The sequence below is a fragment of the Kitasatospora aureofaciens genome (assembly GCF_001188955.3).
In the GTDB taxonomy this organism is placed as follows: domain Bacteria; phylum Actinomycetota; class Actinomycetes; order Streptomycetales; family Streptomycetaceae; genus Kitasatospora; species Kitasatospora aureofaciens.
In genome coordinates, this window is record NZ_JPRF03000001.1 from 654,659 (window position 1) to 668,133 (window position 13,475).

The 13,475-nt window shown below is 72.7% G+C and carries 10 protein-coding genes; 7 read left to right on the forward strand and 3 right to left on the reverse strand.

What is annotated here, in order from left to right; all coding sequences use genetic code 11:
* Nucleotides 1-162 precede the first annotated feature (162 nt).
* From HS99_RS02890 to HS99_RS02900, 3 genes are read right to left on the reverse strand one after another with little or no spacing between them, the layout of a single operon-like run.
* On the reverse strand, nucleotides 163-1,170 hold the full coding sequence (locus tag HS99_RS02890; RefSeq protein ID WP_030279234.1) for an ABC transporter permease: 1,008 nt from the start codon (nucleotides 1,168-1,170) through the stop codon (nucleotides 163-165).
* Entirely contained in the window at nucleotides 1,167-2,735 is a 1,569-nt protein-coding gene (locus HS99_RS02895) for a sugar ABC transporter ATP-binding protein (RefSeq protein ID WP_046387278.1), read from the reverse strand. The genes HS99_RS02890 and HS99_RS02895 overlap by 4 nt, the downstream gene beginning before the upstream one ends.
* Nucleotides 2,732-3,880 (reverse strand): substrate-binding domain-containing protein, encoded by a 1,149-nt coding sequence (locus tag HS99_RS02900; protein WP_030550347.1) that lies wholly within the window; start codon nucleotides 3,878-3,880, stop codon nucleotides 2,732-2,734. The genes HS99_RS02895 and HS99_RS02900 overlap by 4 nt, the downstream gene beginning before the upstream one ends.
* A gap of 365 nt (nucleotides 3,881-4,245) precedes the next feature.
* Between HS99_RS02900 and HS99_RS02905 the strand changes: the two genes are divergently transcribed.
* From HS99_RS02905 to HS99_RS02935, 7 genes are all read left to right on the forward strand, one after another.
* Nucleotides 4,246-5,730, forward strand: coding sequence for an arabinofuranosidase catalytic domain-containing protein (locus tag HS99_RS02905; protein ID WP_078938855.1), 1,485 nt, complete (start codon nucleotides 4,246-4,248; stop codon nucleotides 5,728-5,730).
* 240 nt (nucleotides 5,731-5,970) lie between these two features.
* Nucleotides 5,971-6,624, forward strand: a complete 654-nt coding sequence (locus HS99_RS02910) for an MOSC domain-containing protein (protein WP_030279242.1) — start codon at nucleotides 5,971-5,973, stop codon at nucleotides 6,622-6,624.
* A 299-nt stretch (nucleotides 6,625-6,923) separates the two neighbouring features.
* Nucleotides 6,924-7,922, forward strand: a complete 999-nt coding sequence (locus HS99_RS02915) for a LacI family DNA-binding transcriptional regulator (RefSeq protein ID WP_046386489.1) — start codon at nucleotides 6,924-6,926, stop codon at nucleotides 7,920-7,922.
* 206 nt (nucleotides 7,923-8,128) lie between these two features.
* Nucleotides 8,129-9,958, forward strand: coding sequence for a ribulokinase (locus HS99_RS02920; RefSeq protein ID WP_078938856.1), 1,830 nt, complete (start codon nucleotides 8,129-8,131; stop codon nucleotides 9,956-9,958).
* A complete protein-coding gene (locus tag HS99_RS02925; protein WP_030279252.1) occupies nucleotides 9,955-10,623 on the forward strand; it encodes an L-ribulose-5-phosphate 4-epimerase in 669 nt (222 codons plus the stop codon). Before HS99_RS02920 ends, HS99_RS02925 begins: the two co-directional genes overlap by 4 nt.
* 10 nt (nucleotides 10,624-10,633) lie before the next feature.
* Complete coding sequence (araA, locus tag HS99_RS02930) at nucleotides 10,634-12,142, forward strand: L-arabinose isomerase (protein ID WP_030279255.1); 1,509 nt, start codon at nucleotides 10,634-10,636, stop codon at nucleotides 12,140-12,142.
* A gap of 86 nt (nucleotides 12,143-12,228) precedes the next feature.
* Nucleotides 12,229-13,317: an aldose epimerase family protein gene (locus HS99_RS02935; protein WP_232790706.1), complete on the forward strand. Its 1,089-nt coding sequence runs from the start codon at nucleotides 12,229-12,231 to the stop codon at nucleotides 13,315-13,317.
* Nucleotides 13,318-13,475 lie beyond the last annotated feature (158 nt).

Genomic DNA, 13,475 nt, shown 5'->3' on the forward strand with positions numbered 1-13,475 from the left:
AAGGGGCGTTAGATCACCGTTGGGTCGCGGCGCCGGGACGGCTCGGCTGCCCCCGGCGGCACGCGGGCACGGCGAGGGCCACGCCGGACCACGGCGAGGGCCCCGCCGGACCACGGCGGGAGCCTCGCCAGCGAGTTCGGCTGCCGTGACGGGGAGGCGGGTTCAGGACCTCCGCGCCACGTGCCGGGCGCGCAGCCGGTCGGCCGTGATGGCCAAACCCAGGACGCAACCGAGCACGATGTTGGTGTAGTCGGAGTTGACCTGAAGGGTGGTCAGTCCGTTGTTGATCAGCTCCAGCAGGACGGCGCCGGCCACGATCCCCAGGACGCGGCCCTGCCCCCCGGTCAGGCTGACCCCGCCGATGACCGCGGCCGCGATCGCCGTGAGTTCCCAGCCGACGCCGACCCCGCTGGCGGAGCCGACTCCCATCCGGCCCAGCACGAGCATGCCGGCGAAGGCGGACATCAGCGAGGAGGTCACGTACATGGACACCACCCGCCGGTCGCCGCGGATGCCGGCCAGCCGGGCCGCCTCGGGATTCCCGCCGACCGCGTAGACCTGCCGCCCGGCGTAGGTGCGTTCCAGGAAGAACCACGCGGCGAAGGCCACCACGGCGAACAGCACCAGCGGCACCGGGACCTGGGCGAGGTAACTCTGGCCGATGTCGCCGAAGAACGGCGAGATGCCGATGATCGAGGTGCCGGAGGTGATCGCCAGGGTCACGCCCTGCGCCACGGTGTAGGTGACCAGGGTGACGACGAACGGTGGCATCCGCAGACGGGTGACGGCCAGTCCGTGGACCAGGCCGACCAGTCCCGCGACCGCCAGTGTGGCCGGCACCGCGAGGCCGACGGGCAGTCCGGCCCGCACGTTGAACCAGGACATCAGGATCACGCTGGTGCCCAGCAGGGCCCCCACCGACAGGTCGATGCCGCCGGTCAGGATGACCAGCGACTCGCCGATCGCGATCAGCCCGTACTGCGCCAGATCGGCGCCCATGCCCTGGAGGTTGACCGCGCTCGCGAAGGTGTCCCGGGCCAGTGCGAGCGTCGCGAAGACGACGAAGCAGGCCAGGACCACGCCCACCTCGGGTGTGTCGACCAGCGTGCGCAGTCGGCTCCGGCTCGGTGCCCCGGCCTTCTCCGGGGCGGGTGCGGTCCGGGTGGTCATACGGTCGCCTCCGTGCTCGCCGCCGGCTCCGGCCGGCTGGTGGCCGCTGTCATGATCCGTTCCTTGCTGAAGAGTTCGCGTGGCAGGTCGGCGACGACCCGCCCGTGGGCCATGACGAGGATCCGGTGGCAGACCCACAGCAGTTCCTCCAACTCGGAGGAGGCGGCCAGGACGGCCAGACCGTCCGCCGCGGCCCGGTCGACGAGCCGGTAGATCTCGGCCTTGGCACCGACGTCGACGCCACGCGTGGGTTCGTCGAGCAGCAACACCTCGGGGGCTGCGTGCAGCCACCGTCCGAACACCACCTTCTGCTGGTTGCCGCCGGACAGGTCGCCGATCGGCTGCTCCTGGCTGTGCAGCCGCACCCCCAGGTCGCCGATGATCCGGCGGGAGCGCGCACGGTCGCCGCCGGGGGTGATCACGCCGTGCCAGGAGTCGCGCCGGAGGGTGGCCAGGGTCGCGTTCCAGCGCACGGAGTGGGAGAGCAGCAGGGACTGTTCCTTGCGGTCCTCCGGCACCAGGCCGATGCCCGCGGCGACCGCGTCGGCGGGATGGCGCGGTCGGAACGGCCGACCGCCCAGCTCGACCTCGCCGCCGGTGCGGGGCTGCGCGCCCATCAGGGTGTGCAGCAGCCGGCTGCGGCCCGCGCCCATCAGACCGGCCACCCCGACGATCTCGCCGGCCCGCAGCTCCAGATCGACCGGGCCGAGCCCGTCGGCGGTCAGTCCCCGGGCGGTCAGGACCGTACGGGCCGGCGCGGGGGCACGGGATGCGGCGAGGTCGCGGGCGAGTTCGCCGCCGACCATCTCACGGATCATCCGTTCCTCGGTGGCCTCGGCCGGGGTGAGGTCCGCGACCGGCCGGCCGCCGCGCAGCACCAGTACGCGGTCGGCGACCTCCCGCACCTCGTCCAGCCGGTGGCCGATGAACAGCACCGCGCCGCCGTCCGCGGCGTGCCGCCGGGCGAGGGCGAGGACCTTGCCGGCCTCGACCGGGCCGAGCGAGGAGGTCGGCTCGTCCAGGATCAGCACCAGCGGCCGGTTGCCCCAGGCCTTGGCGATCTCGATCATCTGCCGCAGCGGGACGGGCAGTCGCTCGACCGGCAGGTCGACGTCCACGCCCTCGACGCCGACGTCGGCCAGCAGTTCGCGGGCCTCCCGGTGGGTGCCGGCCCGGTCGAAGAGGGCGCGGCGCAGCGCACCGGCGCCCTGGGCGGCCCGGGTGCGCCGGCCGAGCAGCAGGTTCTCGGCCACGCTCAGCCGGCCGACGAGTGGGAACTCCTGCGCCACCAGGCTGACGCCGAGCGCCTTCGCATGGTCGGGCCGACCGGGCTGGAGCGGGCGGTCGGCGATCAGGACCTCGCCGGAGGTGGGGGAGACGGTGCCGGCCAGCACCCCCATCAGGGTCGACTTCCCGGCGCCGTTCTCGCCCACCAGGCAGGTGATCCGACCGCGCGCCAGCTCGAGTTCGGGAATGTCCAGCACGGTGACCGGCCCGTAGCTCTTGCGCACCGCGCGCAGGGCCGCGGCCGGCCGGTCGGCGGTGCGGGCGGCCGTCCCGGTCATCCGGTGATGCCGAGCTGGGTCTGCTTGGCGCGGAAGGCGCCCAGGTTGTCCGGGGTGACCACGCCGACCCCGGAGCTGAGGGTGCTGCCGTCGGACTCCAGGAGCGGCTTGACGACGGCCATCGTGGCGTCCCTGCCCAACACCTTGAGCGCGGCCAGCAGGTAGGCGCCGGTGTAGCCCTGCTGGTAGGGCGACTGGACGACGGTCGCCTGGATGACGCCCTGCTGGATGAACGTCAGGGTCTGGGCGTCGCTGTCGTCGGAGATCACCTTGACCTTGCCGGCCCGGCCCGCGGCCTGCACGGCCTGTGCGGCGGAGGGGCCGTCGTAGGAGTAGACGCCGTACAGGCCGGTCACGCCCGGGTCGGTCTGGATGGCGGTCTGCGCGTTGGTGAGGGCCTTGGCCGCGTCCATGTTGTCGGCGAGCTTGTTGGACACCTTGATGTCGGTGCCCTTCAGCGCGTCCTCGAAGCCCTGGATGCGCTCGACGGCGTTGGACGCGGTCAGTGAGCCGACCAGCACCACGACCTTGCCCCGGCCGCCCAGCGCGGCCTTCATCGCCTCGCCGGCCCGCTTGCCGGCCTGGTAGTTGGGCGTGCCGAGGTAGAGCGCGGCACCGTCCTCGGCGGGCAGCGGCGAGTCGATGGCCAGCACCGGGATCCCGGCCGAGGACGCGGACTGGATCGGTGACTTGACGGCCGTCGGGTCGATCGCGGAGAGCGAGAAGGCGGAGATGGACTGGCCGCGCAGGGTCTGGAGGATGGACAGCTGCTGGTCCAGCCGGCCGTTCGCCGGGGCCTGGAAGGTGCCCTTGACGCCGAGGTCGGCAAGGCCCTTGTCGAAGCCGGCCTTGCCGGCGTTCCAGTAGTCCACGGCGACGTTGACCACCATGGCCAGGTCCAGCTGGGAGAGGTCCTTGCCCTGGAGCGCCGACTTGAGCGCGGCGTCCAGGCGGGTCAGGTTGTCGTCGTTGAACGTGATGTCGCCCTGGATCGCGGGCGCGGCGGCCGGCGAACCGCCGGTGGAGGGGCCCGGGTCGCCGGCTCCCTGCTTGCTGCAGCCGACGGCCAGGGTCAGGGCCAGGGTGACGATCGCGGCGGACGCGATGCGGGCGGCTCTGGTGGGACGGGGGAGGGGTGCGCGCATGGGGTGGTTCCTCTCGGTCGCTGCCGGTGGGTGGGGAGCTGGTGAAAGGCGCGGTGAACCGGCGCGAATGCTCGGGTGTGCCGCTGTGGAGTGTGAGCGCTCACATCCGCCAGCGTCAACCACCTTGCAGTCATGGACCTGTGGCGTACTGACGGTCAGTCACGGATGGTGGGAGGTTCCTCGCTGCGGACGTGTCGGAACCCTTGACGGGACACGGTCGGTGCGGGCACTGTCACCGGTCCAGGAACCCTCCAACCTCCCGCCCGGGCCGAAGTGTGCTGCCGCGGGCTGGATTGTTAACGCTCACTTTCCCTTGGCCGCGCTCAACCACGAGCCGGGAGACACCGGATGAGCAGGGAGACACCATGAGTGACACCCACAGCACCACCCGTGGACGGGGCGCACTGCGCCGCCTCGCCCGGGCCGGGGCGGCCCTCGCCGTCCTCGTCGGCGCCCTGGCGGGCGCCACCGCGACCAGCGGGGTGGCCCAGGCGGCCACCCAGGGGCCGTGCGACCTCTACGCCGCCGGCGGCACGCCCTGCGTGGCCGCGCACAGCACCACCCGTGCGCTCTACGGCGGGTACGGCGGGCCGCTGTACCAGGTCCGCCGCGCCTCGGACCAGGCGCTGCGGGACATCGGCGTCCTGAGCACGGGCGGCTACGCCGACGCCGCCGCCCAGGACGCCTTCTGCGCCGGCACCCACTGCGTGATCACCGTGATCTACGACCAGAGCGGCCGGAAGAACCACCTCACCCAGGCCCCCGGCGGTGGGGCCGCACCCGGCCCGGACAACCTCGCGGACGCGACCCTCGCGCCCACCACGCTGAACGGCCACCGCGCCTACGGCGTGTACGTCGCGCCGGGCACCGGCTACCGCAACAACCACACCTCCGGCGTCGCCACCGGCGACCAGCCCGAGGGGATGTACGCGATCCTCGACGGCACCCACTACAACGGCGGCTGCTGCTTCGACTACGGCAACGCCGAGACCAGCAGCAACGACACCGGCAACGGTCACATGGAGGCCGTCTACTTCGGCAACATCAAGGTCTGGGGCTACGGCAGCGGGCCCGGCCCCTGGGTGATGGCCGACCTGGAGAACGGCCTGTTCTCCGGCGTCGACACGCGCTACAACGCCAACGACCCGACGGTGAGCCACCGCTACCTGACGGCCATGGTCAAGGGCGCCCCGAACCAGTGGGCGATCCGCGCGGGCGACGCCCAGTCCGGCGGGCTGTCGACCTTCTACTCCGGTCCGCGCCCGAACGCGTCCGGCTACAACCCGATGCACAAGGAGGGGGCGATCATCCTCGGCATCGGGGGCGACAACAGCAAGAGCGCCAGCGGCACCTTCTACGAGGGCGTGATGACCTCCGGCTACCCGTCGGAGGCCACCGAGAACGCCGTCCAGGCCAACATCGTCTCGGCCGGCTACGCCAGTGCCCCGGCGGCTGCCACGGGGGCCCTGCGCGGCGCCGGTTCGGGCAAGTGCCTGGACGTTCCGAACGCCTCCACCGCACCGGGGACGCAGGCGCAGATCTACGGCTGCTCCGGAGCGGCGAACCAGACCTGGACCCGCACCGCCGACGGCCGGCTCACCGTGAACGTCGCCGGCACCACCCTGTGCCTGGACGCCTACGGCGCCGCGACGGCCGACGGGACGAAGGTGGTGACCTGGCCCTGCAACGGCGGTGCCAACCAGCAATGGCGGTTCAACTCCGACGGGAGCGTCACCGGCGTCCAGTCCGGCCGGTGCCTGGACGTCGCCGGGGCGCTCACCGCCGATGCGACGCCGGTCCAGCTGTGGAGCTGCTGGGGCGGGGACAACCAGAGGTGGGCACTCGGGTAGCTGCCGTTCCGGCCGCCCCTGGCCGCCCCGGGCCCCGGTCCCGGCTCCGCACCGCCGACGGAGTCGGGCCGGGGCCGGCGCCCGAGTCACCGGAGGGGCCGGGGCGCGGCGGCCAGGGGGCCGGCCGTGTGCGGCGAAACGACCGCGCCTGCCGTGGCGGGGGCGAACCGGAGGATGGACGTCGAGACGTGGCAGGGAAATGGATCGCCCGGGCGCGCAGGGGCCCGTACCGTCGGGGGCATGAAGCTGCTCTCCGTCAACGTGGGCAGGCCCCGGCCCAATCCGTGGAAGGGGCTCGGCGCAACGGGCATCGACAAGCGGCCCGTGGACGGCCCGGTCGCGGTCGCCGACCCCGGTCCGAAGGGCACCGGTGCGGTCGGTCTCGCGGGTGACCGCGCCTACGACGTGAAGAACCACGGCGGCGCCGATCAGGCCGTCTACGCCTATGCCCGCGAGGATCTCGATGGTTGGGAGGCCGAGCTGGGCAGGGTGCTCTCCAACGGCGTCTTCGGGGAGAACCTCACGACCGTCGGTCTCGACGTCAACGGTGCTCGGATCGGCGAACGTTGGCGCATCGGACCGGACGCGGTCCTGGAGGTGTCGTGCCCGCGGATCCCGTGCTCGACGTTCCAGGGGTGGCTGGAGCGGGAGGGCTGGGTCACGCGCTTCACCGAGGCCGCGGTGCCGGGTGCCTATCTGCGTGTGATCGCGCCGGGGGCCATCCGGGCCGGCGACCCCGTCGAGATCGTGCACCGGCCCGACCACGACGTGACCGTCGAAGTCGTCTTCCGCGCGATGACGCTCGAACCGGCCCTGCTGCCGCTACTCCTGGTCGCCGACGCGCTGCCCGAGCAGGACCGGGCACGGGTTCGGCGGCGCATGCCGAACAGCTGATCGGCTCGGCGCGGGGGGACGCGCTGCGTGCCGCACCGCTCACCCAGCGCCGTCGAGTCGCGGGCGGCGGGACGGCGGGACGGTTCGACCCGGCAATCTCCCCCACGGAGAACATGTGCGCGTTAACTTGGCGGTATTGGCACATGTCCGCGGCCCGAAGCGCTGGTAGGAAGGGAAACCGCCGGTTGGACCGTGGGCGACGGATTGGCCTGGACCTGGTCGCGTACTGTGGTCCACAACCGAGGAGGGGACTGCGAGTGGGAACCGACAGCGCCGGGACTGAACAGCGCCAGCCCGTGATGGCGGACGTGGCGAAACTGGCGGGAGTGTCCCACCAGACGGTCTCCCGGGTGCTCAACGGCGCCCCGCACGTCCGGCCCGACACCCGGGACCGGGTGCTGGCCGCCATCAGGGAACTGGACTACCGGCCCAACTCGGCAGCCCGCGCGCTGGTCACCCGCCGCTCGCAGACTCTCGGGGTGGTCAGCTTCGACTCCACCCTCTACGGCCCCGCCTCGATGCTGGACGGCATAGAGCGCGCCGCGCGCAGTGCCGGGTACTTCGTGAGCGTGACCAGCCTGCGGTCGCTGGACGGCCGTTCGGTCCAGGAGGCCGTCGACCGGCTGCGCGACCAGGGGGTGGAGGGCGTGGTGGTGATCGCGCCGCAGACCTCCTCGGTCAGCGCGGTGGCCCGGCTCTCCAGTTCGGTGCCGGTCGTCGCGGTCGGCTCGGGCGACCAGAACCGGGTGCCCATGGTGTCGGTGGCCAACCGCTCCGGCGCCGAGGAGGCCACCGGTCATCTGCTCGACCTCGGGCACCGCACGGTTCACCACGTGGCGGGGCCGGCCAACTGGCTGGAGAGCCGGGACCGCGAGGAGGGGTGGCGCCTCGCGCTGCAGGCGGCCGGAGCTCCCGTGCCGGAGGTGGAGCGCGGTGACTGGAGCGCCCGCTCGGGTTATCAGGCGGGTCTGCGGATCGCTCGACTGCCCGAGGTCACCGCCGTCTTCTGCGCGAACGATCACATGGCCCTCGGGCTGTTGCGCGCTCTGCACGAGGCCGGCCGCTCGGTCCCCGAGGGCATCAGCGTGGTGGGCTTCGACGACATCCCGGAGGCCGCGTACTTCACCCCGCCGCTGACCACCGTGCGGCAGGACTTCGCCGAACTGGGCCGCCGGGCCCTGGAGATGCTCGTCGGGGAGTTGGAGGGAGTGGCGTTCTCCGGTTCCCGTGTGGAGATCCTGCCGGAGATGGTGCTGCGGCGCAGCGTGGGCCCCGCCCCTGGGGCGTTCAGCCGGTAGGCGCCAGCCGGCGCGCGGATCAGCCGGTTTCGATGGTTCCGCCCTCGTGAAACTTTCCTTGACACCATGGTTGTGAGCGCTAACAATCACTGTGAGCGTTAACAACAAACGCCCCCTCCACTCCGCCGGCCGGGCCGCTGCATCCCGCTTCCACGTGCCCGGCCGACGGGTCCGCGTTCCGCCGCCTCCGAGGGTGGGGTGGCGGAATGAAGTCTGTCGCCGGTGCGGTCCGCCCTGCCCCGGTCGAAGACCGCACCGGCGACAGACCGAAGTCTCGGCAGAACGCACGCCCAGGTGACGGGCGACCAACTCAGCCCTCCCGTACGAAGGATGACGAAGTGATCGTGCCCCCTGCCGCCCACGACGCCGACCGGTACGTCATCGGTGTCGACTTCGGCACCCTCTCCGGCCGCGCAGTGGTGGTCCGGGTCCGGGACGGCGAGGAGATGGGCACCGCCGTCCACGACTACCCGCACGCCGTGATCGAGCGCGAGCTGCCCGGCACCGGCCGGCTGCTCCCGCCCGACTGGGCGCTCCAGCACCCGGCGGACTGGCGCGAGGTGCTGCGTACCGCCGTCCCGGCCGCGATCGCCGCCTCCGGCGTCGACCCCGCCCAGGTCATCGGCATCGCCACCGACTTCACCGCCTGCACCGTCCTGCCCGTGCTCGCCGACGGCACCCCGCTGGCCGAGACCGCCGCCTGGTCGGCCCGGCCGCACGCCTGGCCGAAGCTCTGGAAGCACCACGCGGCACAGCCCCAGGCCGACCGGATCAACGCGCTGGCCCATGCCCGCGGTGAGAAGTGGATCTCCCGGTACGGCGGCAGGATCTCCGCCGAGTGGCAGTACGCCAAGGCGCTGCAGGTACTGGAGGAGGACCCGGCGGTCTACGCCGCCTGCGCGCGCTGGATCGAGGCCGCCGACTGGATCGTCTGGCAGCTCACCGGCGCCGAGAGCCGCAACACCTGCACCGCCGGCTACAAGGGCATCCACCAGGACGGGAGTTACCCGAGCGAGGACTACCTCGCCGCGCTCCACCCGGAGTTCGCGGACTTCGCCCGCACCCGCCTGGAGCACCCGCTCTCCCCGCTGGGCACCCGGGTCGGCGTGCTCACCGCGCAGGCGGCGGAGTGGACCGGCCTGCCCGTCGGCACCGCCGTCGCCGCCGGCAACGTCGACGCCCACGTGGCCGCGCCGGCCGCCCGGGCCGTCGACGACGGCCGGCTCCTCGCCATCATGGGTACCTCCACCTGCCACGTGGTCAACGGCGCCACCCTCGCCGACGTCCCCGGCATCTGCGGCGTGGTCGAGAACGGCATCGTCACCGGCTCCTACGGCTACGAGGCCGGACAGAGCGCCGTCGGCGACATCTTCGCCTGGTGGCTGCGCCAGGGGGTGCCCGCCGAGTACCTGGCCGAGGCCGAGGCGAACGGCGAGGACCTCCACCAGCTCCTCACCCGCAAGGCCGCCGGCCAACCCGTCGGCGCCCACGGCCTGGTGGCGCTCGACTGGATGAACGGCAACCGCTCCACCCTGGTCGACCACCACCTGTCCGGGGTGATCGTCGGCCTCACCCTGGCCACCCGGCCCGAGGAGATCTACCGGGCCCTGCTGGAGGCCACCGCCTTCGGCACCCGCGTCATCGTCGAGGCCCTGGAGCAGGGCGGGGTCCCGATCACCGAGTTCATCGTCACCGGCGGCCTCAAGAAGAACGCCCTGCTGATGCAGATCTACGCCGACGTGCTGCGCCGCCCGGTCTCGGTCGCCGAGTCCGAGCAGGGCCCGGCGCTCGGCTCGGCGATCCACGCGGCCGTCGCCGCCGGAGCGTACCCGGACGTCCGGACCGCGTCAGCAGCCATGGGACGGGTACGGCAGGGCGCCCACCGACCCGACGGGGCAGCCGCCGACACGTACGACCGGCTCTTCGCCGAGTACCGCGCCCTGCACGACCACTTCGGCCTCGGCGCCGACAAGCTTCTGCACCGCCTGCGCGACATCCGCAACGCCGCCCTCACCACACCGAGCGAGGCTCCGTGAACGCAACCATCGACCGCATCCGCCGCCAGGTCAGCGACCTCCACCAGGAACTGGTCCGCTACAACCTGGTGGTCTGGACGGCCGGCAACGTCTCCGCCCGCGTCCCCGGCGAGGATCTGCTGGTCATCAAGCCCAGCGGCGTCCCCTACGACGAGCTGACGCCCGCGAACATGATCGTCTGCGACCTCGACGGCAAAGTGGTCGAGGGAGAGCACGCGCCGTCCTCCGACACCGCCGCGCACGCCTACGTCTACCGCCACCTGCCCGAGGTCGGCGGGGTGGTCCACACCCACTCCACCTACTCCTGCGCCTGGGCGGCCCGCGGCGAGGCCGTGCCCTGCGTACTGACCGCGATGGCCGACGAGTTCGGCGCGGAGATCCCGGTCGGTCCGTTCGCCCTGATCGGCGACGACTCGATCGGCCGAGGCATCGTGGACACCCTCCGGGGCCACCGCTCGCCCGCCGTCCTGATGCAGAACCACGGCGTCTTCACCATCGGCAAGGACGCCGAGGCCGCCGTCAAGGCCGCCGTGATGTGCGAGGACGTGGCGCGCACCGTCCACCTCTCCCGTCAGCTCGGCGAGCCCCTGCCGATCGCCCAGGCGGACATCGACAGTCTCAACCACCGCTACCAGAACGTCTACGGCCAGCCCCAGGCCCGGTAAGGAGCCCCCCGTGAAGAAGCCACTGGACGGACGCCAGGTCTGGTTCCTGACCGGCAGCCAAGGGCTCTACGGCGAGCAGACGCTGCGCCAGGTCGCCGAGCAGTCCCAGCGGATCGCCGCAGCCCTGGACGGCGACCCGGCGATGCCCGTCGAGGTGGTCTGGAAGCCCGTCCTCACCGACGCGAGCGCCATCCGCCGGATCTGCCTGGAGGCCAACTCCGCAGACGACTGCATCGGCCTGATCGCCTGGATGCACACCTTCTCCCCGGCCAAGATGTGGATCGCCGGACTCGACGCCCTGCAGAAGCCGCTGCTCCACCTGCACACCCAGGCCAACATCGAACTGCCCTGGGACTCCATCGACATGGACTTCATGAACCTGAACCAGGCCGCCCACGGCGACCGCGAGTTCGGCTACATCCAGTCCCGCCTCGGCGTCGCCCGCAAGACCGTCGCCGGACACGTCAGCGACCCGACCGTGGCCGCCAGGGTCGCCACCTGGGCCCGCGCCGCGGCCGGCCGAGCCGAACTGCGCGGCCTCAGACTCGCCCGCTTCGGTGACAACATGCGCGACGTCGCCGTCACCGAGGGAGACAAGGTCGAGGCCCAGCGCCGGTTCGGGGTCTCCGTCAACACCTACGGCGTCAACGACCTGGTCGCCGCGGTGGACGCGGCCGACGACGGCGACGTCACCGCGCTGGTCAAGGAGTACGAGGACACCTACCGTCTCGTGCCCGAGCTGCGGGCCGGCGGCGAACGCCACGACTCGCTGCGGTACGCGGCGCGCATCGAGCTCGGCCTGCGCGGCTTCCTGGAGCAGGGCGGCTTCAAGGCCTTCACCACCAACTTCGAGGACCTCGGCGGACTGCGCCAGCTGCCCGGCCTCGCGGTGCAGCGGCTGATGGCCGACGGCTACGGCTTCGGCGGCGAGGGCGACTGGAAGACGGCGACTCTGCTGCGCACCCTCAAGGTGACGTCCGGCGGACTGGCCGGCGGCACCTCCTTCATGGAGGACTACACCTACCACCTGGAGTTCGGCCGTGAGCTGATCCTCGGCGCGCACATGCTCGAGGTCTGCCCGAGCATCGCGGCCGACACCCCCTCCTGCGAGATCCACCCGCTGTCCATCGGCGGACGGGAGGACCCGGTCCGCCTGGTCTTCGACGCCGAGCCCGGCCCGGCCGTGGTGGTCGGCCTCGCCGATCTGGGCGACCGGTTCCGGCTGGTCGCCAACGAGGTGGACGTGGTGGCGCCGCCGGCGCCGCTGCCGCACCTGCCGGTCGCCCGGGCCGTGTGGGAGCCGCGCCCGGACCTCCACACCTCCACCGAGGCCTGGCTGACGGCCGGCGGGCCGCACCACACCGTGCTCTCCCGCGCGGTCGGCGCCGAGGAGCTCGACGACCTCGCGGAGATGCTGGGGGTGGAACTCCTGCTGATCGACGAGGAGACGTCCCTGCGCCGGTTCACCAAGGAACTGCGCTGGAACCAGGCCTACCACCGCCTGGCCCAGGGCCTGTGAGCCGTCGGCCCCGGACGGACGACGCCCGCCCTCGCGGCGGGCGTCGCCCGTTCTCCCCCCGGCCCCGCGAGGAACGGAGCAACCCCGTGCCGAAGGACGCACTCGTGTCGCCGGGCGAGCTGACGGTCTCCCAGGGAGTCGCCGCGACCCTGCCGGACGGGCGGTCCGTCACCCGCTGGACCATCGCTTCGCCCTCGGGCGTGCGGGCGGAGGTGCTCAGCCTGGGCGCCCGCCTCCAGGCGCTGTACGTGCCGGACCGGGAGGGGCGGCGGGCGAACGTCGTGCTCGGCTGCGAGCGCGCCGGTGACCTGCTCGGAGAGGGCGCGTACTTCGGTGCGACGATCGGCCGCTACGCCAACCGGATCGCCCACGGAGTCCTGCCGCTCGACGGCACGACTCACCGGCTCACCACCCAGCCGACCGGCCACACCCTGCACGGCGGGAGGGACGGCTTCGCCACCCGGCTGTGGGACGGCGTACCGGTCCGGGACGGCCGGCGGGCGGGGGTCCGGCTGCGCCTGCACAGCCCGGACGGCGACCAGGGCTTCCCGGGAGCGCTCACCGTCGAGACGACCTACCTGCTCGACCCGGCCGGCCGGCTGTGCATCGGCTACCGGGCGACCACGGACGCGCCGACGGTGGTCAACCTCACCAACCACGCGTACTTCAACCTGGCCGGTGAGGGCAACGGCACGGTGCTCGACCACCTGCTGCGCGTCGAGGCCCGGGGCTACCTCCCCGTCGATGCCGAGCTGATCCCGATCGGGCCCGCCGCGCGCGTCCTGGGCACGCCCTTCGACCTGCGCGAGGAGCGGCGGATCGGGGACCGCGTCGTCGACGGGGACCAGCAGATCCGCCGGGCCGGCGCCGGCTTCGACCACAACTGGGTGCTGGACGGGAACGGGCTCCGACCGGCCGCCGTCCTGAGCCACCCGGCCAGCGGTCGGCGGGTCGAGTGCCTGACGACGGAACCCGGCCTGCAGGTGTACACGGGCAACCACTTCGACGGCACGCTGCGCGGGCCCTCCGGCCGCCCGTACGGCACGTACGCGGGCGTCGCCCTGGAGACCCAGCACTTCCCGGACTCGCCCAACCACCCCGAGTACCCCTCCACCGTCCTGCGCCCGGGGGAGGAGTTCCGCTCGATGACGGTGTACCGCTTCTCGGCCCGGTAGGGGCTTCGGGCCGAGGGGAACGGGCGGCACCGGAAGCGGCAGCGGACCTGCCGGGGGCGGCTCGCACCGGCAGGTCCGCGGACAGGTTGCTGAACTCGTCGTACCGGACGCGCGGACGCGCGGGAACACCGGGACACCTCGGAACGTGAGGGCCCCGG